Here is a 22,969-nt window from a genome sequence, read left to right on the forward strand (position 1 = left end):
ATTTATCGACGCATGAAGGTGATACTTATTTAAGTTTAATTACGGATGCGTATTCACGAAAAATCGTGGGATATCATCTAGATGACAATATGAAAACAAGTTCAGTGAAGAAATCGTTGGTTCAGGCGTTAAAAAAACGAACTTCGACAACTTCGTTAATCCATCATTCAGATCGAGGAATACAGTATTGTTCTTCAGAATATCAGGAGATACATAAAGAGCATAATATTCAATGCTCTATGACTGATGGGTATGATTGTTATCAAAATGCCTTAGCAGAACGAATTAATGGAATATTAAAAATGGAGTATCTACTGATAAAACCGAGTAATCTGGAACAAGCAAGAAAATTAGTAGAAGAATCAATTCAACTCTATAATGAAAAACGGCCACACTTATCGTTAAACTATAAAACGCCCGATGAAGTACATCGAGCGTTTTATGCCTGAAAAGTTGTCAACCTATATCAGGACTAGTCAGCGATCACTCATTACTGCCAATCTAAAATAACTTTACCTGATTGACCTGAACGCATGATATCAAAGCCTTTTTGGAATTCATCGATTGGGAATTGATGAGTAATAATCGGAGAGAGATCAAGGCCAGACTGAATAAGTGCTGCCATTTTATACCATGTTTCAAACATCTCACGACCGTAGATACCTTTAATAAACAGACCTTTAAAGATAACTTGTCCCCAATCAATTGCCATATCAGAAGGTGGAATGCCCAACAGTGCAATACGACCGCCATGATTCATGGTATTAAGCATGGTACGAAACGCAGGTGGTGCACCTGACATTTCTAATCCCACATCAAAGCCTTCTGTCATCCCCAACTCTTTCATAACATCGATTAAGTTTTCTTTGCTGACATTGACGGCTCTGGTGACACCCATTTTTTTCGCGAGATCAAGACGATATTCATTAACATCGGTGATCACCACATGACGTGCCCCAACATGCTTACAAATGGCAGCTGCCATAATCCCAATAGGACCAGCACCTGAAACCAGAACATCTTCACCCACTAAATCAAAAGATAACGCGGTATGCACAGCATTACCAAAGGGATCAAAAATAGCGGCTAATTCATCAGGAATATTGTCTGGAATTTTAAACGCATTAAAGGCAGGGATAACCAGATATTCAGCAAAACAACCGGGACGATTTACACCCACACCAATGGTATTGCGGCATAAATGGGTACGACCACCACGGCAATTACGGCAATGCCCACAAGTGATATGTCCTTCACCTGAGACACGATCACCAATATTAAAGCCTTTAACTTCCTGCCCTATCGCAACAATTTCGCCGATATATTCATGGCCGACAACCATAGGAACAGGAATTGTTTTTTGTGACCACTCATCCCAGTTATAAATATGAACGTCAGTGCCACAAATTGCTGTTTTACGAATTTTGATCATCACATCGTTATGACCAAGTTCAGGTACTGGAACATCGGTCATCCAAATACCTTCTTGTGCTTTTAATTTTGACAATGCTTTCATAGAGTAACCTTATGCAATCACATTAAGTTCTTTGCCGATTTTGATAAATGCCGCCACTGCACACTCAATTTGTTCAGTCGTGTGTGCTGCCGACATTTGTGTACGAATACGCGCTTGCCCTTGAGGCACAACAGGATAGAAGAATCCTGTGACATAAATTCCTTCATCAAGTAAGCGTGTTGCGAACTCTTGCGCTAATTTAGCTTCTCCTAACATCACAGGAATAATGGCATGATCAGCACCCGCCAATGTAAAACCTGCAGCACTCATTTTTTCACGAAAAAGTGAGGCGTTACGCCATAAACGGGCACGAATTTCATCCCCTGATTTCAGCATATCTAAAACAGCAATAGAGGCCGAAACAATCGCAGGAGCTAACGAGTTAGAGAATAAGTAAGGACGAGAACGCTGACGTAACCACTCCACGACTTCTTTACGCGCTGCGGTATATCCACCAGAAGCACCACCTAACGCCTTACCTAAAGTACCTGTGATAATGTCGACTCTGCCCATCACATCACAATATTCATGGGTTCCGCGACCTTGTGCACCCACAAAACCAACAGCATGAGAATCATCGACCATGACGAGAGCACCAAATTCATCGGCTAAATCACAGATAGATTTTAGATCTGCAATCACGCCATCCATTGAAAATACACCGTCTGTCGCGATCATAATATGGCGAGCATTATCTGTTTTGGCTTTTTCAAGTTGAACGCGTAGCTCTGCCATATCGTTATTGGCATAGCGATAACGTTTTGCTTTACATAAACGCACACCATCAATAATAGATGCATGGTTTAAAGCATCAGAAATAATGGCATCTTCAGGACCCATTAGTGTTTCAAATAATCCCCCATTCGCATCAAAGCAAGATGAATACAGAATGGCATCTTCCATACCTAAGAATTCAGCGATTTTATTTTCTAATGTTTTATGTGAATCTTGTGTACCACAAATAAAACGCACAGAAGCCATACCAAATCCGTGACTGTCCATACCTGCTTTTGCGGCTTCAATTAATTTTGGGTGATTAGCGAGGCCTAAATAGTTATTAGCACAGAAGTTAATAACATGGCTTCCATCAGCAACTGCGATATCTGCGCTTTGTGAAGAAGTGATGATGCGCTCATTTTTAAAGAGGCCATCTTGACGAGTTTGTTCTAGTTGTTGATTAATTTGTTGGTAAAACGCGGGAGTAGACATACTTTCTCCTAAGACAGCAATTCGAAAAGAGACAACTTAAATAGTTTGACTACAATATAGTCAGTATTGTTTCTTATTCTATGCCTTTGTTCTATTAAAAACGACAAATGTAAATAATTAATGTTATTTGTGTAATTAAGATCACTAATACGCTCTGCTTTTTTCGAGAATTTCAGTCTGTTGTTCCATGATGAATGCTACCGTTAAAGCTGTTCAGTGTTATTATAGACCTAGAGCTAATTTTTAGATTTTATATGAAGGGGTAGCCACATGATTATCGTCACTGGCGGTGCGGGTTTTATCGGCAGCAATATTGTTAAAGCATTAAATGATGAAGGTTATACTGATATCTTAGTTGTTGATAACCTTAAAGATGGCACCAAATTTGTGAATTTGGTTGATCTGAATATCACTGATTACATGGATAAAGAAGATTTTATTGCAAGCGTTGTTGCTGGTGATGATTTCGGTGATATTGATGCAGTTTTCCATGAGGGTGCTTGCTCTTCTACTACTGAGTGGGATGGCAAATATATGATGGATAACAACTATCAATATTCTAAAGAGCTACTTCATTTTTGTCTTGAACGCCAAATTCCTTTCTTATATGCCTCTTCTGCTGCAACTTATGGCGGTCGTACAGATAACTTTATCGAAGATAGAAAATATGAAGCGCCTTTAAATGTCTACGGCTATTCAAAATTCTTATTCGATGAATATGTGCGCCAGATTTTACCTGAAGCAGATTCAATGATTTGTGGCTTCCGTTATTTTAATGTTTATGGCCCTCGTGAAGGACATAAAGGTGGCATGGCGAGTGTTGCATTCCATTTAAATAACCAAGTAAATGCGGGTCAAAATCCAAAATTATTTGAAGGTAGCGAAACATTCCAACGTGACTTTATTTATGTTGGGGATGTAGCTGCGGTTAATTTATGGTTCTGGCGTAATAATGTATCTGGTATTTTTAACTGTGGTACAGGTCGTGCTGAATCATTCCAAGCTGTTGCAGATGCCGTTATTGCTCATCATAAAGATAAAGATCTCTCTATCGAACATATTGAGTTCCCAGAGAAATTGAAAGGTCGTTACCAAGCATTTACTCAAGCTGATTTGACAAATTTACGTAAAGCGGGTTATACCGCACCTTTTAAAACAGTTGCTGAAGGCGTAGAGCTTTATATGCAATGGTTAAATCAAGGTAAGTAATCGCTGTTTATGAAAATCTTTGTGGTAGGGCCTTCATGGGTCGGGGACATGATGATGTCCCAAAGTCTTTATCGTACATTGAAAGCATTACATCCTGCGGCAACGATTGATGTGATGGCACCTGCGTGGTGCCGTCCATTATTAGAAAAAATGCCAGAAGTTGATAATGCAATCCCAATGCCGTTAGGTCATGGGGCTTTAGCCATTGGTGAACGTCGCCGTTTAGGAAAACAATTAAAAGAGAATGGTTATACTCACGCTTATGTATTACCTAACTCGTTAAAATCTGCCTTAGTCCCTTTCTTTGCAGATATTCCTAAGCGCACAGGTTGGCGTGGAGAGATGCGTTATGGGCTATTAAATGATTTGCGACCTTTAAATAAAGAAGCATTTCCTTTGATGGTTGAGCGCTATGTTGCGCTAGCTTATGACAAGCAAAAAGTCCAAAAAGCGACTGATTTACCACAACCTTTGTTATGGCCGAAGTTATCAGTTACCGAAAATGATATTGCTACCACATTAAGTCAATTTTCATTATCGACTCAACGCCCTGCAATTGGTTTTTGCCCCGGTGCTGAATTTGGCCCTGCAAAACGTTGGCCTCATTATCATTACGCTGCTTTAGCGCAAAAACTTATTGCAGAGCAAGGGTATCAAATCTTCTTGTTTGGCTCTCAAAAAGATAAAGAAGCAGGCGAAGAGATAAAACAAGCTTTAACACCTGATGCTCGAGAAGCGTGTTTTAATCTTGCTGGCGAAACCAGTCTTGAGCAGGCAGTTAATTTGATTGCATCTTGTAAAGCGGTCGTCAGTAATGACTCTGGTTTAATGCATGTTGCAGCCGCGTTAAAGCGTCCACTAGTGGCTCTTTATGGCCCAAGTAGCCCTGACTTTACACCACCTTTATCACATAAAGCACGCGTTATCCGTTTAATTACGGGTTATCACAAAGTGCGTAAAGGGGATGCTGAACAAGGCTATCACCAAAGCTTAATCGATATTCAGCCAGAGAAGGTTTTTGCTGAGTTAGCAAATTTACTGTCAACGGAGCCATCAGCGTGAAGCGGGTATTAATCGTTAAAACCTCTTCCATGGGCGATGTATTACATACGTTGCCAGCATTAACTGATGCAATAAATGCTTATCCTGATATTCGTTTTGATTGGGTCGTCGAAGAAGGTTTTGCACAGATCCCAAGCTGGCATCAAGCCGTTGATACGGTTATTCCTGTGGCAATACGCCGTTGGCGAAAAAACTGGTTTAGTGCCCTTATTCGTGCTGAGCGCGCGCAATTTCGTCGCGCTATTCAATCTCATCATTATGATGCTGTTATTGATGCACAAGGTTTACTAAAAAGTGCATTTTTGGTCACTCGATATGCCAAAGGCACTAAGCACGGTTATTCTCGCCAATGCGCTCGAGAGCCTTTAGCAAGTTTCTTTTACGATATTCGCCACAATGTCAGTAAAGAGATGCACGCCGTTGAGCGAATTCGTCAACTGTTTGCTTTAAGCTTAAATTATCCAATTCCACAATCTCAGGGTGATTATGGAATTGCACAGCATTTTCTCTCACTTCCCGCCTTTGATGAGCGCCCTTATTTAGTCTTTTTACACGCAACTACGCGTGATGAGAAACATTGGCCTGAATCTCATTGGAGAGAGTTAATTGCACTGCTTGCCGATTCTGGGTTACGTATTAAATTACCTTGGGGTGCCGAGCATGAACATCAACGAGCAATACATTTAGCAAAAGATTTTGACTACGTTGATGTATTACCGAAGATGTCATTAGCCCAAGTGGCACAGGTTATCGCTGGTGCTAAAAGTGTCGTTTCTGTGGATACAGGATTAAGCCATTTAACGGCTGCATTAGATAAACCCAATATCACCCTATTTGGCCCTACCGATCCCGGCTTAATTGGCGGTTACGGTAAAGCTCAAACGGCTGTAAAAGCAGAAGGTGGGGATATTGGGGAGATAAATGCGCAACAAGTTATCAATATTCTCGATATTTAGCCTTATAAGCCCTAAAAGTTATTAGTCTTTTAGGGTTTTATTGACGGCATTAAAAACTTCATCAACCGTTATAAGATCCATTGATGCTTGTATTCCCTCATCAGGGCTAGGTCTTTTATTGATAATGGTATGCAAATGAAGATCTTGATAAGGTCCCGTCCATTTAGGGTTTGCCGTCGCAAATAAACTCACTGTTGGGCGTTGTAATGTAATCGCCAAATGCAGAGGTCCTGTATCTCCTGTGACTAATACATCCATTATTTTTATCTGACTTAACAAATCAGGTAATGAAGTTTTACCTACTAGATTTTCAATATTGCTATGATATTTTTCTGGCAACAATACAAAAAAGTCTTCCGGTAAGTCTAACTCTCTTGGTGAACCAATTAACTTAATCTGTAACGATGAGTCATTCTCAATAAGCTTTTGCGCTAATTCAACAAAATATTTTACTGGCCATCTACGTTCTTGCGTTGATGCCCCCATCTGAAATCCAACAATGTGATAATTTCCTTTATCTAATTGTTTTATTTCACAAGGAATTTCCATTCTTGTATCAGCACTATCTATTCCTAAATAACGAATAATATTAAGTTTACTTTGGATAACATGGCCAGATGCCGGTTTATGATCAGCAATTATCCACTTTCTAAACCATTCAGGAATAGAATCTGATGTATTACGAAAAATATATTGGGAACCAGACATAACCGCAAATAACACATCGTAAGGAAGATGTGAATGTAATATAACTGCTAATTCAGGTTTATATTTTTTTGCCTGTAGTGCGATAGGAAGTAAGTTTCTAATTTTATTATCCCAATAAACCACACTGTCTATTTGATCATAGTTTTCAACTAATAACCTATTCTTCTCACTTGAAACCAAGGTGATATGTGCATCAGGATAGTGCGCTCGGATCGCTCTTATCGCGGGGGTATTAAACATAAAATCCCCCAACGCTGTTGTAGAGAAAATAAGAATACTGTTAAATTGAATATCAGATGAAAATGTATCTGTTTTTTTCATCTTGCCCAAAAGTGGGTTATAAATATTTAAAAAGTTATGTACCCATTTTAATTTTTTTAACTTCATCTTATTTTGCCTGCATCTTACTTTGATAATACTCAGCTAACGTCATTCCCTGCACTTTGCCTGACAAGAAACTAAATAAGGTTTCTAAATCGTTATATAACCCTTCAATATCTTTTTCAGTACGAAATGTTGGGCTACCACCCGGCATAAATTCAGATGAGTGCAACATAAATTCAATATGAGAGTGGCCTTGAGCTAAAGATTTTTCAGCAACCTCAATCATCTGTTGGGCATTCCCTCCTTTAGGACGAAGCCAATTCACTGAAGGGGCTCTTTGCTTACCTCTTAATTTGTCGTAACCCTGCTTAACTTTATTCATTAAAGGCGAGTGCTTATATTGAATACTCATTGGCACTTCTAGTAGCGAAGAATTTCCCGCTTTAGTGATATCCTGTAAGTCCATAAAATAAGCATGACTTGGAAAATCGGTGTAATTTGTTCCACCTACTTGTGCTGGATCACCTTTAGTAAAACGCCAATCTACTTTTGGTGTCACAGAACAATCGACTTGGTAACCAAACTCAACTAAAAGTTGTGCATAAATCTCATTAAAAGCCCAACGACCTGCACGATGGCTTAACATTTTAGTTTGCAGTTTATCTTCAAGTAGATACGTCATCAATGCGATTTTCTCTCGCATTTGATCTTTGGGATATTCAATTAAATAAGGCTGATAACGTAAATCATCATCCGTTAAAGGTGTTAATGGTGGGCTATTCCATGCATGCAAGTGCATACCTATTTCACCGGTATTACGCGCAATAACATCACGAGCAAACTCAATATAGGCTTCATCCATAACCATTTCATAGTTTGTTAGCCAAACAGGTTTAAAATTAAAGCGCTCACAAAGTTGCTGAAAACGGGGAAGAAAGTGCGTATTTTGAGTGGTGATCTCACCCTCATTTTCCCAAAGATTATCGCCTTCGGTATCTAATGTGATAATAAATGCAGGTTTAGCCATTATATTCTTTACTCTTCATTTCAAAAAAATCCATCATGTTTTTTATATATACATCGCCATAAAATGGCTCAATAGATTTTTTTATTTCATTATATTCAGGAAAGCTTAATTTTTTATTAACAATATCATCTAATATTTTCAAGAATGACAATTCATCATTAACGGGGAATAATTTCCCATTACTTCCATTAATAATGTCAGAAGGCCCAGTTAAACAATCAGAGCTAATACAGTAAATACCATAAGATTGAGCCTCAATTAAAACCATAGGAAGTCCTTCATGAGTTGATGTTAACAAACATGCTGTAACTTCTTTAATATGATTTAATACATAATCCCACGCATTACTTTGCCATCCATGAAAAATAACTTTTTTATCAATATCTAATTTTCTTGCAAGTGAAAGCAGATCTGCCCGATCCTTACCATCTCCAACTAAGTGTAACTCCCAATTTCCTTCTAATTTACTTAATGAACGAAACATAAATTCAAGGTTTTTACTTTCTTTGGATAATAATCGGCCAATATAGAGAAACTTTATTTTATCTTGAGGACGAGGAATAGTTTTATCAGTTCTATCTACAGGATTGTAAACTACATTAATACGGGATTCAGGTACATTCTTACTCAGTAAATATTTTTTATTACCTGAACTAATCGGTATATGATATTGCGTATTTAAAGTGTATATCGCTTTATATGCTATCCATAATGATGTATGTATCCAAGAAAATACTGGGATATTTCTCAGTGAGAACTTAGATGCTAAATTAGCAATATAACATCCTATAACATCTGATCCAATAATGACATCTGGTTTTTCTTTTCTTAAAACATGAGCTAATTTACATGAAAATAAAAATCTTCTTACTTTATGATTTCTAATTTTACAACTAATAAATCTAACATTTAAATTTTCATACCAATTTTCATTAATACAAATATCCCGTTCCTTCAAAAGGATAATAGATAGATTTACTTGAGGATAAAAATCTTTTAATAAATTATTTAATTTATTAAAAACAACTTCCATACCTCCTAAACCTTGCAACTCGATACCAACTATTGTTATTTTCTTTATTGACATAAATATTTACCCACAAGAATATCTAATTTAGATTTAATTATATCTGTTGATATCTCACTGACTTTACTGTCTATTTTATCTTGTGTTACTTGAATCGCCTTTTTATTATTCGGTGACCACAGATAATTATTTACATATAAACCATGATAATCATTGCCATACAATGCAAGTGTCGGTTTATCAAAAGTTGTAGCAACATGAACAATGGATGTATCTGGTGTTATTACTAAATCAGCATATTTTATAATTGCTGACGCACTAATAAAGTCCCCAATGGGATTACCCAAAATATTTTCGAATTGCAGGCTTTTCAAATCATTCTGCTTCCCAATAAAGATAATATTTACTTTATATTCCTTGAAATAAGAAATTATAAATAATAACTGTTCTCTTGATATATCTCTTTTTTCAGATGCAGAAAATGGATTGATTACTACCGTTTTTTTATACGGTAGATTATTAATAAAACTTTTTATCTTATCATCTATCACATAAGGGATCGTAATCTCATATTTAAGTTCACTAAAAGGCACATTAAGAACATTAAGCATTTTCTTGTATCTTTCAATAACATGAGACTGGTACTTATCATAACCTATATTTAAATTATACATTTTAATGTTGGCTTTATTAAAACCCACAACATTTTTGGCATTAATTATTCTTATAAATAACAAATAAGATATTGGAAGCAACTCTCCCATATCAATAATTAAATCATACTTTTCTTTTCTTAACTCAAACGCTAACTTTATTATAGAAAACAATTTTTCTTCATATGTATAATTTTTATTGTATAAATCAGAATACTCAATAACACAAAAATTATTATTTCCAGAAACAATATCTACAGAATATCCATTATTCTTTAGATGTCTTAAAATAGATGTTGAAACAACCATATCACCAATTTTATTATCATCTCTTAAAAAGAGTACTTTAGGCTCTTTTTTTAAAGAAAAGCTCTTACGAGAAATGGGGTCAATAAAAAATTTAGCAATTAAAAATTTTACTTTTTTAAAAAAGTAGTTTTTTTGTCTATTTAATCGTCTAATTGTACTAAGTTTTTTACTTCTCATTTTTAGTGCTCTCTAACTACTATGAGTTCAATATACTGATCAATCACTTCATCAATATCAAATTTTTGGTACATGTCTGGTGTAATTTCAGGTGGCGTAAAATAAACCAATCGCATCTTTTCTGCTAACGATGCTGCATTTAGTTCTGCTTTATAATTAGCAAGCTCACCTTCCATAATTTCACCAATACCACCAGGACAATTGGTACTCACAATCGGTGTATTACAAATCAACGATTCAACTAACACATTACCTAAACCTTCGCTATCAGAGCTTAAAACAACCGCTTTTGCGTCTTTAATAACAGCAAATGGGTTTGATAAAAAACCAATTAAACTCACCTTATCTTCTAAATTAAGCTCTACTATTTTATTTTTAATTTTAGTTGTCACTTCAGAAGAGCCTTGCCCTGCAATAAATAATTTACAAGGTAAATCCGCTAACGCAAATGCTTCTAATAATCTGTCATGTCGTTTAACTTCATGAAAACGACCAATATGCAGTAAATAATCTTGCCCTTGATAAGAATTATTTTCTAAAGCTAAATTTCTAATTTCTTGAATATCAAACGGATTATAAATTGTTTTTAATTGTTGTGGTGATATCCCCACGTTTTGGATCAAATCCTGCCCAGCCGCATTGGAAACCGTAATAATATTTTTCCCTTGGTATACTTTTTGGATCTTCTTTTGTTTTAACCAACGAGAAAAACCGGTTTTATTACCTAAATAAGATTGGGAAAATATGCCATGAATGCAATACCACGTATTTTTATCCACTAACTCTTTAGATAAAGCAACAATCCTATCAGTCTTATGCAAATTTGAAACAACAAGCGATGGAATACCTTTACGTGAAAATAGTGATTTCAACGTGTTATCCATCGATTTTGCTCGACGTTTCAGTTCAGTTTGTCGATGAAATAACCCTCGATAACTATCTGCATCAATCAATAACTCAATATTAGCGGGAATAGAATAATCACATTTTTCGGCTAAAGAGAGTAACGTAACGGTATAACCACGCTGGCTTAAGCCATGACATAACCTGATAGTGACATTTTCAGCACCACCACCTGGTAATCCATCAATAATAAAAAGGATATGTTCCTTCATAAACTAAGAACCTTTTGGTAAAGCCCAATCAGTTGTTGAGATAAATGCTCTGGCGTATAAGGCAATATCTTATTTCGGGCGGCTTTAGACATTCTATTATCAAGATTATCGGCAGAAATTGTTTCTATTGCACTTATCATTGCAGAAATATCTAAAGCATCTGTGACAAAACCATTAATACCTTGTTCAATAAATTCAGAACCACCACAAGTATAACTGGTGATAACAGGTAAACCACATGCCATTGCTTCTAAAACAACATTAGGAAAAGGATCATATAAGGTCGGCAACAGTAAACCATCAGCCATTTGATATAAAGGTAGAGTATCTTTTTGCATACCTAAAAAATGAACTCTCTCATGGCTTTTTAATTGATAAGCGAGTTGTTGATACTTTTTCTGCTCTTTATCTTGCCCAACAACAATCAAATGTGCATGAGTACAACTAATGGCTTCAATGGCCGCTTTTAAGCCTTTACGTTCAAATCCTGAACCTACATAAATAAAGCATTTTGCTTCTATTGGGATCTGGTATTGCTGACGTAACTGTTCACGGTAAAGTGCTGTGGCAGGAAAAAATCGCTGATTATCAATCGCATTATAAATTACACTAATACGCTCACTTTCAACACCAAAGTCTTCCATCACTTCACGTTTTACCATCTCTGAATTACAGATAACCCGTTTCAGTTCTGATGAATGATACATCTCTTTTTCAGCTTTCATTACATAGCGGTGATAGCAGCTGTTAAGCAGTAATTGACTACGTAGTGGGCTTAATACTCGTGAACGTTGTAATAACCAGCGATGATGAACACCATCTCCTGCACGATAAATATCGCATCCAGCAATACGCTCATGGCTTTGTACTAAATCGAACTGTTCTTTTTGCCAGCATTGCCTTGCACCTTGAGCAAAACCTTTCTCACGACTAATCCGTCCCCATTTCATTGGATTGACAATATGAATATGCCATTGTGGTTGTACAGCACCAATCCATGAACGCGTGATCACATTAAGTTCTACCGCTTGATTATCCAATGCTTCAAGCGCCCGAGAAACAAATCGTTCAGCGCCTCCATCAGGTCGGTATTTTTGACGCACTATAGCCAATCGGAATGAATTCATTTTAGTTGTCCTCTTACGGCATTCAGTACATCTTCGACAGGTATTAAACTGAGATAACGCGTTTGTGTGTTGGTATTGACATCATCAGGATCTGGGAGTTCACCATAATTTCCTGCCCATAATACTTCGCCAATATGTTCCCATGGTGACCAATGAAATAATTTTGATGGTCCAAAGAGAGCAACAAGTGGCGTTTTAAGCGCCGCAGCCATATGCATAGGAACAGAATCAACTCCAATAAATAAACGTGCATCATCAATTAATGCTGCAAGTTGAGGTAAAGAGAGCTGCCCCGATAATGAGACTAGATTTTTTGAAGTACTCTTTTTAATTATAGTATTAACCATCTCTTGCTCTTTTGGATCAGGACCTGATGTTAAAACAATTTGGTTTCCTTCCTGTTCCAAAGTATCAATTAATTCTGACCATTTACCTTCATCCCAACATTTAAAAAACCATCGAGATGTCGGTTGAATAACAATATAAGAACTCAATATTTTATGTTCTTTTAATTTTTCGATAACAATTTGTTTATCTTGATGGCTATACGCCATTGATACTTGAGTATCGGTTTTAGGCAATTGTAATGGCTGCAAGAGTGCTAAATTTTGCTCAACAATATGTTTGTCATCTACAGAGCCTAATGGGATCAACTGTGTAAAACATTTTTTCCAAAAAGGACTTTGACGTTTATAAATATCATACCCAATACGAATTTTGGCTCCGGTAAAACGGGTTATTATCGCGCTATTCCACTGATCTGCTAAGTTTATAACAACATCATATTGTTGATTTCTTAAGTCTGTTAGTAATTTCCACTCATGACGTAATCTTGCCAGTTTTCCCTCTTTTTTCCACGCTTTATCTAGTACAAAGATATGATGAATAGAAGAAAAGTGCTCAATCATTGGCATGGTTTCTTTATTGATTAGAACATCAACTTTCGCATTTGGAAAATTAGCTTTTAATGTATTAATAACAGGGGTAATCAATAAAGTATCACCATGATGTCGTAACTTAATAACAAGAACCCTTTGTATTAACTTCATTTTTTCACTCATAACATTCCAAATGGACTTGAATAATTAGTAATGTGATTTGATTATAAAAAAAATTCTATCAAGTTTCCTGAATAAAGCCTGTTAAAATTAATAAAAAAGCATTATACCGCGTTGTTTATCGCCACAACGTTTGTTTTTACACACTTTCTACTACACAGTGTGATACTATAAGCGTTCGTCCAGATAAGTGAATTTGATAGCATGTTGTTGCGTTTATATCAGGTACTTCTTTACCTTATTCAACCTCTGATTTGGTTGCGTCTTTTATTACGCAGCCGCAAAGCACCCGCCTACCGTAAACGGTGGGGAGAGCGCTATGGCTTTTGCAAAGGCAAAGTCGTGCCTCAAGGGATATTATTACATTCGGTTTCTGTCGGTGAAACACTCGCCGCCGTGCCACTTGTTCGCGCCCTTCGTCATCACTATCCCGATTTGCCTATAACGGTCACAACCATGACACCAACAGGCTCAGAACGTGTGCGTTCTGCATTTGGTGATGATGTTTACCATGTCTATCTTCCTTATGATTTACCCGGTTCAGTTAATCGTTTTCTTAAAACGGTTGATCCGAAATTAGTTATCATTATGGAAACCGAACTATGGCCTAACCTAATTTCAAAACTACATCAACGAAAAATCCCGTTGATTATTGCCAATGCACGTTTATCAGAACGCTCTGCGGCGGGTTATCAGAAATTAGGCAGTTTCGTCAAAACGATGCTCCAAAAAATCACCTTAATTGCGGCTCAAAACCAAGAAGATGGTGAGCGTTTTATCGAATTAGGACTCAAACGTTCACATTTACATGTAACAGGTAGCCTAAAATTTGATATTTCTGTCACCCCAGAATTAGCCGCAAGAGCCGTTGCTTTGCGTCGCCAATGGGCTGCTCATCGCCCTGTATGGATTGCAACCAGTACCCATGAAGGTGAAGAAACCATTATTTTAGAGACACATAAAAAGCTACTGGCACAATTTCCACAGCTTTTGTTGATCTTAGTTCCTCGACACCCAGAGCGTTTTCCTAAAGCTGAGCAATTAACACGCGAAGCAGGGTTAAAGTATACATTACGAAGCACTGATACTGTTCCTGATGCACAGACCCAAGTCGTGATAGGCGACACCATGGGCGAACTGATGTTGCTCTATGGTATTGCTGATCTGGCTTTTGTGGGGGGAAGTTTAGTCGAGCGTGGTGGTCATAATCCTTTAGAAGCAGCCGCACACGCTATCCCGGTTATTATGGGACCTCATACTTTTAATTTTAAAAATATCTGTGCCAAGCTCGATCAAGCTGAAGGATTAATTACTGTTACAGACAGTGAATCGATGGCGACTGCTATTGCCTCATTACTTAATGATGAAGATTATCGCCGTTATTATGGTCGTCATGCTGTTGAAGTGCTTCATGAAAACCAAGGTGCATTATTGCGTTTACTCACCCTGCTTTCACCTTACCTTCCCCCTCGGAGTCACTGATGAGCCAAAGCAAGCGCCTTTCTGTCGTGATGATCAGTAAAAATGCCGCTGATATCATTGGTGAATGCTTAGACTCCGTACAATGGGCTGATGAAATCATTGTATTGGATTCAGGAAGCCAAGATGACACCTGTCGTATTGCGACAGAGAAAGGGGCAAAAGTTTTTGTAAACAGTGAGTGGCCAGGTTTTGGTAAACAACGTCAATTAGCGCAGCAATATGCCACAGGTGATTATATTTTTATGATCGATAGTGATGAACGTGTCACACCTGAACTCAAAACCAGTATCCTCACGATATTGCAGCAACCTGAAGAAAATGTAGTTTATAACTGTGCTCGCCGTAACTTATTTATGGGGCGATTTATGAAGCACAGTGGTTGGTATCCCGATAAAGTGACGCGTTTATATGCCCGTGAACGTTATCAATATAACAATAACCTGGTTCATGAGTCGTTAGAAACTCAAGGTGCAATAGTTAAAACGCTGCAAGGTGATCTCTTGCATCTTACCTGCCGTGATTTAATGGAGTTTCAGCAAAAACAGCTAAAATATGCTACCGAGTGGGCTAAAGAACGCCATCAACAAGGTAAAAAAACCCGTTATGGCTCCATCTTAAGTCATACATTAGGTGCCTTTTTTAAGACTTGGTTATTAAGAATGGGTTTTTTAGATGGGAAACAGGGATTAATACTGGCATTTGTTAATGCACAGTATACCTTTAATAAATACGCTTCTTTATGGGAACTCAGCCAGAAGACGACCAATCATGAAAAATAAAGCTATCTACCCCGGAACCTTTGATCCTATCACTTATGGGCATATTGATATATTAACTCGTGCAGCAGGTATGTTTGATACCGTTTTATTAGCCATTGCTGATAGCGCCCGCAAAAACCCAATGTTTACCTTAGAAGAGCGAGTTAATTTAGCCAGAGAGGTGACGAGCCATTTACCGAATGTTGAAGTCGTTGGTTTTAGTGAGCTAATGGCAAATTTTGCCAAACAGCAACAAGCTACTATTTTAATTCGTGGTGTTCGTAGCGTTTCTGACTTTGAATATGAATGGCAACTGGCAAATATGAACCGCCACTTTGCGCCTGATCTTGATAGTATTTTTTTACTACCCTCTCAAAATCTTTCCTTTGTCTCTTCATCTTTAATTAAAGATGTGGCGCGCCATGACGGTGATGTTTCTACATTTTTACCCGAAGTGGTAACCACCGCAATGCTGAAAAAGTTAGGTAAACTTTAGCTTTCATTCTCACCATGTTGGCAATGTCGGCAGAAAAAAGTGCTACGTTGCCCTTGTTTAATGCTTTCAATTTGTTGCCCACAAATCAAACAAGGCTTATCTTTGCGTCCATAAACAAAGAGTTCTTGGGCAAAATATCCCGGTTTGCCATCAGACTGTAAGAAGTCTTTAAGTGTTGTGCCACCTTGCTCAATGGAGCGCGTCAATACTCGTTTAATCGCAGTCACCAGTACCGTACACTCTTCTTGCGTTAAGCTATTAGCTTTTCTATCAGGCATAATTCCCGATGAAAATAGCGCCTCGTTAGCATAAATATTACCGACACCAACAACTAATTTATTATCCATTAACCACGGTTTGATAGCTGTTTTTTTATTTTTCGACTGTTGATATAGGTATTCAGCATTAAATTCATCAGAAAGCGGCTCTGGCCCTAAATGGGCTAATACAGAACTAGTTTCTAAATCTTCACACCATAACCAAGCACCAAAGCGTCGTGGATCGGTATAACGCAATACTTTGCCATCACGAAAAATCAAATCGATATGATCATGTTTCTCTTCAGGCTGTTCTTCTAATAAAATACGCACACTACCTGACATTCCTAAATGGATAATAATCCATCCAGTATTAAGCTCTATTAACAGATACTTAGCGCGACGCTTTACACTTAAAATAGGTTCATCCAGTAACGTTTTTATTTTCTCTGAAACAGGCCAGCGTAATTTACTATTGCGCACAATGGCATAGTGCAACACATTGCCCACAAGATGAGGTTCAATACCTCGGCGACTAGTTTCAACTTCTGGCAATTCAGGCACAGGTAGCTCCATTATTATCAGATAAGAGATACAGCGATAACATCATTTTTATTGTATGATCAGCTTCCCTAAAAGTAGAAAGGACGATAGCAGATTATTATGATGTTGTTTAAAGACTATAGTAAAAAATCCCTCTGGAACTTATCCATTATTGGGCTTTACATTATATTGATCTACTTACCGGATATCACCCGTTATAAAAATATTGTGATGGGATTAATTGGTGCAACAGCGCTGTGGTATTTGGTGCGTGATTTTAAGACTATCTGTAAGATATTTAAAAATAATCTGTCATTCTCACTGCTATTTTTATTGCTGGTGATTGGTTATTCCATTGTGATTTCGGTTGAGCCCAGTATCAGTATAAAAGAGATTAATAAGCCGATACTCAATGGGCTACTGCTTTTTGCTATTACCTTTCCAATTGTATTGTATAAAGAGAAACCTACCGATATAGCAAAGATGGTGATGGTGGCTTTTGTGATTGGGTTACTAGTGATTATGGCTAAAGAGTTGGTGCAGTATTATTTGGAATATCAGAGAGGTATTATTCCCTTTGAGTCTAAAAGCCATAAGTTTCACAGAGAAATATCTTATGCTTTACTCTTTTTTTATCCTATTATTCTTACCTTTCTAATATTAAATAAACACCAATTTATAAAGCAAAGTTTACTATATTTTTTTGGGGTAGCCTGTTTATTACTTATGTTAGGCACTTTAGCTAGAAGTGCATGGATATCTCTGTTAATTGTTTCTTTTTTAATATTATTGATCAACCGCCAATGGATACTTACGACTATAGGTGTTTTTATCAGTATTATCTTACTTTTTGTAATTATACAAATAATACCGGAGACTCCCTTAGATAAACGAAAACCATCCAGATTACAATATAAATTAACACAGATTGATAGTGGTGATCGTTTCATTAATGGCACATACGATTCGGCAATTAATCTCATTCTAGAAAACCCTTTTACGGGCTATGGCTATGGTAATCAGCTTTACCATGACGTCTATAATGAAAAAGTTAAAGATTACCCTAATTGGAAGTTTAAAAAATCCATTGGCCCCCACAATATCTTTTTAGCCTTTTGGTTTGCAGGTGGTATTTTAGGATTATTTGGTATTCTTTATTTTTGCTCTTCTATGATTGCCCAAGGTATCCAGCTAATAAGAAAAAACCAAGGGATTATTCGTCAAGCTGCTCTGGTATTACTGATGTCCTTCTTAGGGGTTTATGTACTACGAGGGTTATTTGAAAATGCGTATATTAATCAGGTGGGTATTTTGGTGGGATTAATGTTGGCATTGCGTCACGCTTTACTCAATAATCAATCAGTCACACCATCAGAAAAACAACAATAGGTTACTTAATTAACTTCTCTATTGTTTTTAATATAGTCTCTGCCCGTTTATCCCAGTTGTAATAGTTTTCAACAAGAGAACGGGCATGAGTTGTTTTTTCTTTAGCCCGTTGCGGCTTTTCTCTTAGCTGTATTATCTGTTTTGCAAAACTCTGCGCGTCGCCACTATCAGCAAAGCTTACCGCTTTCTCATCTACAACATCACGGATGGAAGGGAAATCTGAAATCACCACCGGTTTTTCCATAGCCATATATTCAAATAACTTAAGTGGTGAGGTGTAACGACTTCCAATGCTAGTTAACGTAAGCGGAAGTACACAGATATCATGTTGGCCAATTGCTTCAAAGCGTTTTTTTGGATCAATAAATCCCAAGAAATTCACTTTATCTTTTACATCCATTTCTTGAGCTAATAAAGTTAATCCTTCAATCTGTTCTGGTGTACCACCCGCAATATTAAGTCTTGCATTATCAAGGTATTTCATCGCTCGCATCATGGTTGGAATACCTTTCCATTTATGCAAGCTCCCTAAATACAACACTTCAGTAAAGTTTTTCTCAGTAATTAACGGTTTGACCTGATAGTCAGCCACAGCATGTAAATCAACCCCATCAGGAACCACTGTTATTGGCGTAGTGACTTGATACTGTGAAACAATATCATCTCTTAATAATGAAGTAAGAACAAAAATACCCGTCGCTCGGCTATAAACTAACTTTTCCATTTTTAATAGCTTATGATATTTGGCACGATTCTTTTTTTTCTCAAATGAATGAGATTCTGCAAAAGATTGAGCGAAAATTTCATGACTCTCAAAAAAGAGAGGAATTTCTGGGTAATTTTCACAAAGATAACAAGCTAGTTTTAAATTACGGGTAAACAACGCATCAACGTTATTTTGCTTTACCCAGCGAGTAATCTGTAATGAGAAAAGTTTTTGTGAATTAAATGGAAAATACCATTTACGGCGAATATCTCTTAAAGAAACTAAACTCGCATTAGTATGAATTGAACGACCTAATATATCACTATCTCGATATTGTCCTTTAGGTGTGACTAATGTCACTTGAGCGCCTGCTCGAGCAAATGCATCCACATTTTGTAAAATTTGTAATGAAGCCACACGTAAGTCAGGCACTGGGTAAGGATCAAGATAGGCAATTTTCATAATTATGACGCCAATGCCTGTAATAAACGTTGCGCAGAATGTTGCCAAGTATAACGTGTTTCTATACGGACACGCGCCAGCTCTCCCATCGCCTTACCTCGGTCTGGTAATCCACGAAGATGATTAATCGCTATCACAATTTCATCTGCACTACCTGGTGCGACTAAAAGCCCTGCGGTACCTTCATTACCCACAACTTCAGGAATACCGCCGATATGGCTCGCAATCACCGGTTTTGCACATGCCATCGCTTCGGCAATCGTAATACCGAAGGCTTCATCTCCAGTACTTGGGAAAATACCCACGTCACTTGCTGCATAAAATTCAGGTAATACGTTATGCTCGACAGGCTGATGAAAAATGACTTGCTCTGCAACACCTTTAGAAATCGCTTTCTTTTTTAATCGCTCAAGATCATCACCCGCACCGATAATCAAGAGTTTAACATCCTCACCTTTTAACTGCTCTATGGCATCGATGACGACACTCAAGCCTTTCCAACCCACTAATCGCCCTGCAAATGAGAGTAAAAAAGTAGATTCATTGACCCCTAATTGCTCACGTAACGAGGTAGTCATAGGTCTAAATTTTTCAATATCCACACCATTATAAATCACACTAGGGAATTGCTTAAAATGATGTTGAATTTGCCAAGCATTAAAATGGCTACATGCCACCCATGCTGAAATCTTTTTACCTAACCAGCGATCACCTTTGAAAAAACTGGTTCCCCCACTCATATAGCAAAAACGCGTTGAGGATGATTTAGGCATCATTGAAGGCCAAAAAAAGTCAAAAGGCTTCGTTAAAATAACCCAATCAAAATTTTGACTGATAACATCTTTTTTAGCGTGTCGTGCAAAAGAGTAACGCTCAACAATACGACGAAAACGTCCACCGAGATCGATAACTTTATCTCGTGGTGTATAAGGGTAAGTGTGAATTTGTATTTGGCGTCCTGCCAGATTGTGTCGGATCTCGCCATTGCCGCCATAAAGATGAACTTCATGCCCAGCATCATGCAATTGCTTAGCCAGTTCCCAAACCGCTGTTTGGATCCCGCCATAAGACATGGTGATTGTGACATCAATTATACCGATCTTCATGGATTACTTTTTCACCTTCATTCCATTCATGATATTACTCACTGCATTCCACACATTCTCAACAGAGATTTCAGCCATATTATCTTCACGGCGTGCTTTTTCTAATGGTGTAGGGTGTTGGATAACCTGACAACAAGAATGTTGTATAGGGGCTAAATAGCACCCAGGATGATAGCTATGATATAGCGCCACCATCGGGATATCTAAAGCACCGGCTAAATGTGTAGGGCCGGTATCAACACCAACATAAAGTGATAAATTTGCCATAATCGCCGCATTTTGACGCATCGAAACACGCCCTGCTAAGGCTAAACATCGCTCTTCACCTATTTTTTTCGCTAAATCAATAGATAATTGCGCACTTTCCTTACCACCTAATAGCAAAAAATACGTACTCGCGTCATGGGAAATAATCTGCTTTGCTAATTGCAGAAAGTTCTCCACTGGCCAATCTCGATAGGATTTAGCAGGAAAGCTTTGTAACTGAAAACCAATAATATTCTTATTAATTAATGAATTATCTTTTAAAAATCGTTGTGCAAAAGTCACCTCTTCCTCACAGATAAAGTAACGTAATTGCCAACAACTCGGATAAATCCCTAATGCATTAATTAATAAGGCGCGCTCTTTTTGTGCAACCATTGGTGACTTGGGGCGAGCAACCCAAGTTGTATTGCCTTGCTGCTCAGATATATCAGCAAAAGCAACGGTATGATGAGATTGGCGACGAGCATAGTTCACTAATTCACAATCATTACCGTATACCAAAGCCAAATCATAAGGCTTATTAGGTAACCAACCTGACCAAACAGCGCGTTTTTTAGAAAAATGTCTAATACTTTTAATATCAGGATTATGCTCAAGAATACATGCACTACGCTTATGTGCAAATACATGAATATGAGCATTGGGCCAACGCTGTTTTAAGGCATGAATAACGGGAGTGATAAGTAATGTATCACCAAAACGTGCTACCGCTATAACCAATATATTTTTTGGATCCATGTGCTTTTTATTTGGCTTAAATGATACATTTACTTCTCAGACTATACACTAAAAAGTATTACAAATATTCATCAATAAGATGAATACACCAAGTTGATAATAGAGATAATCGTTTCACGACTTTATTATCAACATTAATCATACTGATTTATTTTTATCGTTAATTGCCTGAATAAAGATCCTTTCCATCTTATCTAACATATTATCCAAACCAAATCGTGAAACAGCGTGTTCAAGCGCGGCTTTTCCCATCTGTTCACGTAATTCAGCTGAGCTCATTAATTTAGCTAAATGACTCGTGAATATTTCTTGTATTTGTGGTGCTAATGTAAATCCTGTTTTACCGTCAATAACGGCTTCGCTAATCGCGCCAACTGTAGTCGATACAACGGGCAAACCACACGCCATTGCCTGCATAATACCTTGTGGCACACCTTCATTACCAAAAGAAGGTAACGCAAAGAGATCCATTGCATTTAAACAATCAGGCACATCATTACGATTACCAAGGAAGAAGATACTTTGCTCTAATCCTGCCTCTTTAACCATCGGTTCTAAATTTTTACGTTGAGGTCCATCACCAACAAAAATTAATTGCCAATCAGGAAACTGCTGATGTAATGATTTCCATGCTTCTACTAAGTATTTATGTCCTTTCCACACTCGCATAGTTGCAACAATACCTAATGTCGGTTTATTCGGTATTCCAATTTTTTCTCTAGCTTGTTGTTTGTCTTGTGGAAAAAAACGTTGCAGATCAATTCCTGTAGGCACTGATGTCATTTTTTCTAATGGAAATTTATTATGCTGATGGAGAGTCTGGCGTAATTTCTCACCTGTTGTCACAACATGGGCACTAGACGAAAGATAGAGCCATCGAGTTGGTAATGAGCGTGAAACATCCGTAGAAACATGTCGAGTTCGAACAACCACAGGAGAATGACGTAATGTGGCACAAGAAGCGGCAACTAACCATGCATCGGTTGAGCTATGAGTATTGATAACATCAAATTGGTGATGATGTAATTTCAGCCATTGGCGAAGTGCTTTTAATGCTGAACCGCGTTTTTTCTCAATGGGTAATGTGAAAACCTCAATACCATAATCAGGGGCAGCTTTGGCAATTTTGGATGTAGGGCAGCACACTAATGCAACTCGGTGCCCTCTGCGGATCATACCTTGAGATTCCGTCAGTATACGGATTTCCTGACCACCCCACCCACAAGATGATTCTGTATGTAATATTGATAATACTGACTTACTCATCCGCAATCCATTTACCTGATGT

The 22,969-nt window shown here is 37.6% G+C and carries 22 protein-coding genes; 8 read left to right on the forward strand and 14 right to left on the reverse strand.

The window, feature by feature from the left end:
• Nucleotides 1-449 (forward strand): IS3 family transposase (locus ABN236_RS16785; RefSeq protein ID WP_349474447.1); only part of this gene is annotated, 449 nt, incomplete at its 5' end.
• 41 nt (nt 450-490) lie between these two features.
• On the opposite strand, the gene tdh is transcribed toward ABN236_RS16785, so the two are convergent.
• Both tdh and ABN236_RS16795 read right to left on the reverse strand, forming a co-directional pair.
• The gene (tdh, locus tag ABN236_RS16790) at nt 491-1,516 is read right to left on the reverse strand and encodes an L-threonine 3-dehydrogenase (RefSeq protein WP_023583402.1); all 1,026 of its coding nucleotides are present in this window, start codon (nt 1,514-1,516) and stop codon (nt 491-493) included.
• A 9-nt stretch (nt 1,517-1,525) separates the two neighbouring features.
• Nucleotides 1,526-2,725 carry a glycine C-acetyltransferase gene (locus ABN236_RS16795; RefSeq protein WP_349474448.1) on the reverse strand — a complete coding sequence of 400 codons (1,200 nt, stop codon included), beginning with the start codon at nt 2,723-2,725 and terminating at the stop codon, nt 1,526-1,528.
• Between the two features lie 270 nt (nt 2,726-2,995).
• On the opposite strand from ABN236_RS16795, the gene rfaD reads away from it, so the two are divergent.
• The 3 genes from rfaD to rfaC are packed head-to-tail and all read left to right on the forward strand — an operon-like array spanning nt 2,996 to nt 5,952.
• Nucleotides 2,996-3,934 (forward strand): ADP-glyceromanno-heptose 6-epimerase, encoded by a 939-nt coding sequence (rfaD, locus tag ABN236_RS16800; protein WP_088494111.1) that lies wholly within the window; start codon nt 2,996-2,998, stop codon nt 3,932-3,934.
• Between the two features lie 9 nt (nt 3,935-3,943).
• Entirely contained in the window at nt 3,944-4,996 is a 1,053-nt protein-coding gene (gene rfaF / locus ABN236_RS16805; RefSeq protein ID WP_349474449.1) for an ADP-heptose--LPS heptosyltransferase RfaF, read from the forward strand.
• A complete protein-coding gene (gene rfaC / locus ABN236_RS16810) occupies nt 4,993-5,952 on the forward strand; it encodes a lipopolysaccharide heptosyltransferase RfaC (RefSeq protein ID WP_349474450.1) in 960 nt (319 codons plus the stop codon). The genes rfaF and rfaC overlap by 4 nt, the downstream gene beginning before the upstream one ends.
• 21 nt (nt 5,953-5,973) lie before the next feature.
• Here the strand turns inward: rfaC and ABN236_RS16815 are convergent, their stop codons facing one another.
• The 7 genes from ABN236_RS16815 to rfaQ are packed head-to-tail and all read right to left on the reverse strand — an operon-like array spanning nt 5,974 to nt 13,480.
• Nucleotides 5,974-7,047 (reverse strand): glycosyltransferase family 9 protein, encoded by a 1,074-nt coding sequence (locus ABN236_RS16815; protein ID WP_349474451.1) that lies wholly within the window; start codon nt 7,045-7,047, stop codon nt 5,974-5,976.
• Between the two features lies 1 nt (nt 7,048).
• Complete coding sequence (locus tag ABN236_RS16820; RefSeq protein ID WP_349474452.1) at nt 7,049-8,011, reverse strand: polysaccharide deacetylase family protein; 963 nt, start codon at nt 8,009-8,011, stop codon at nt 7,049-7,051.
• Nucleotides 8,004-9,098, reverse strand: a complete 1,095-nt coding sequence (locus ABN236_RS16825; RefSeq protein ID WP_349474453.1) for a glycosyltransferase — start codon at nt 9,096-9,098, stop codon at nt 8,004-8,006. Before ABN236_RS16825 ends, ABN236_RS16820 begins: the two co-directional genes overlap by 8 nt.
• Entirely contained in the window at nt 9,089-10,177 is a 1,089-nt protein-coding gene (locus ABN236_RS16830; RefSeq protein WP_349474454.1) for a glycosyltransferase family 9 protein, read from the reverse strand. Before ABN236_RS16830 ends, ABN236_RS16825 begins: the two co-directional genes overlap by 10 nt.
• A 2-nt stretch (nt 10,178-10,179) precedes the next feature.
• Entirely contained in the window at nt 10,180-11,292 is a 1,113-nt protein-coding gene (locus tag ABN236_RS16835; RefSeq protein ID WP_349474456.1) for a glycosyltransferase, read from the reverse strand.
• A complete protein-coding gene (locus tag ABN236_RS16840) occupies nt 11,289-12,419 on the reverse strand; it encodes a glycosyltransferase family 4 protein (RefSeq protein WP_349474457.1) in 1,131 nt (376 codons plus the stop codon). The genes ABN236_RS16835 and ABN236_RS16840 overlap by 4 nt, the downstream gene beginning before the upstream one ends.
• On the reverse strand, nt 12,416-13,480 hold the full coding sequence (gene rfaQ, locus ABN236_RS16845; RefSeq protein ID WP_349474459.1) for a putative lipopolysaccharide heptosyltransferase III: 1,065 nt from the start codon (nt 13,478-13,480) through the stop codon (nt 12,416-12,418). Before rfaQ ends, ABN236_RS16840 begins: the two co-directional genes overlap by 4 nt.
• A 201-nt stretch (nt 13,481-13,681) precedes the next feature.
• On the opposite strand from rfaQ, the gene waaA reads away from it, so the two are divergent.
• Genes waaA through coaD form a run of 3 tightly spaced genes read left to right on the forward strand, consistent with a single transcriptional unit; the run spans nt 13,682 to nt 16,213 of the window.
• The gene (gene waaA, locus ABN236_RS16850; RefSeq protein WP_349474460.1) at nt 13,682-14,959 is read left to right on the forward strand and encodes a lipid IV(A) 3-deoxy-D-manno-octulosonic acid transferase; all 1,278 of its coding nucleotides are present in this window, start codon (nt 13,682-13,684) and stop codon (nt 14,957-14,959) included.
• The gene (locus ABN236_RS16855; protein WP_349474461.1) at nt 14,959-15,738 is read left to right on the forward strand and encodes a glycosyltransferase family 2 protein; all 780 of its coding nucleotides are present in this window, start codon (nt 14,959-14,961) and stop codon (nt 15,736-15,738) included. Before waaA ends, ABN236_RS16855 begins: the two co-directional genes overlap by 1 nt.
• Nucleotides 15,728-16,213: a pantetheine-phosphate adenylyltransferase gene (gene coaD / locus ABN236_RS16860; protein ID WP_349474462.1), complete on the forward strand. Its 486-nt coding sequence runs from the start codon at nt 15,728-15,730 to the stop codon at nt 16,211-16,213. The genes ABN236_RS16855 and coaD overlap by 11 nt, the downstream gene beginning before the upstream one ends.
• On the opposite strand, the gene mutM is transcribed toward coaD, so the two are convergent.
• Nucleotides 16,210-17,034 carry a bifunctional DNA-formamidopyrimidine glycosylase/DNA-(apurinic or apyrimidinic site) lyase gene (mutM, locus tag ABN236_RS16865; RefSeq protein WP_349474463.1) on the reverse strand — a complete coding sequence of 275 codons (825 nt, stop codon included), beginning with the start codon at nt 17,032-17,034 and terminating at the stop codon, nt 16,210-16,212. The genes coaD and mutM overlap by 4 nt on opposite strands.
• Nucleotides 17,035-17,133: 99 nt before the next feature.
• Between mutM and rfaL the strand changes: the two genes are divergently transcribed.
• Nucleotides 17,134-18,402: an O-antigen ligase RfaL gene (rfaL, locus tag ABN236_RS16870; protein WP_349474464.1), complete on the forward strand. Its 1,269-nt coding sequence runs from the start codon at nt 17,134-17,136 to the stop codon at nt 18,400-18,402.
• A gap of 1 nt (nt 18,403) precedes the next feature.
• On the opposite strand, the gene ABN236_RS16875 is transcribed toward rfaL, so the two are convergent.
• The 4 genes from ABN236_RS16875 to ABN236_RS16890 form a co-directional block, all read right to left on the reverse strand.
• Nucleotides 18,404-19,573 carry a glycosyltransferase family 4 protein gene (locus ABN236_RS16875; RefSeq protein WP_349474505.1) on the reverse strand — a complete coding sequence of 390 codons (1,170 nt, stop codon included), beginning with the start codon at nt 19,571-19,573 and terminating at the stop codon, nt 18,404-18,406.
• The gene (locus ABN236_RS16880; protein WP_349474465.1) at nt 19,573-20,676 is read right to left on the reverse strand and encodes a glycosyltransferase family 4 protein; all 1,104 of its coding nucleotides are present in this window, start codon (nt 20,674-20,676) and stop codon (nt 19,573-19,575) included. The genes ABN236_RS16875 and ABN236_RS16880 overlap by 1 nt, the downstream gene beginning before the upstream one ends.
• A 3-nt stretch (nt 20,677-20,679) precedes the next feature.
• Complete coding sequence (locus tag ABN236_RS16885) at nt 20,680-21,681, reverse strand: glycosyltransferase family 9 protein (protein ID WP_349474466.1); 1,002 nt, start codon at nt 21,679-21,681, stop codon at nt 20,680-20,682.
• Between the two features lie 138 nt (nt 21,682-21,819).
• The gene (locus ABN236_RS16890; RefSeq protein ID WP_349474467.1) at nt 21,820-22,947 is read right to left on the reverse strand and encodes a glycosyltransferase family 4 protein; all 1,128 of its coding nucleotides are present in this window, start codon (nt 22,945-22,947) and stop codon (nt 21,820-21,822) included.
• Nucleotides 22,948-22,969 lie beyond the last annotated feature (22 nt).

Origin of the sequence: Proteus sp. fly-1013 (assembly GCF_040140245.1) — a bacterium.
In the GTDB taxonomy this organism is placed as follows: Bacteria; Pseudomonadota; Gammaproteobacteria; order Enterobacterales; family Enterobacteriaceae; genus Proteus; species Proteus mirabilis_B.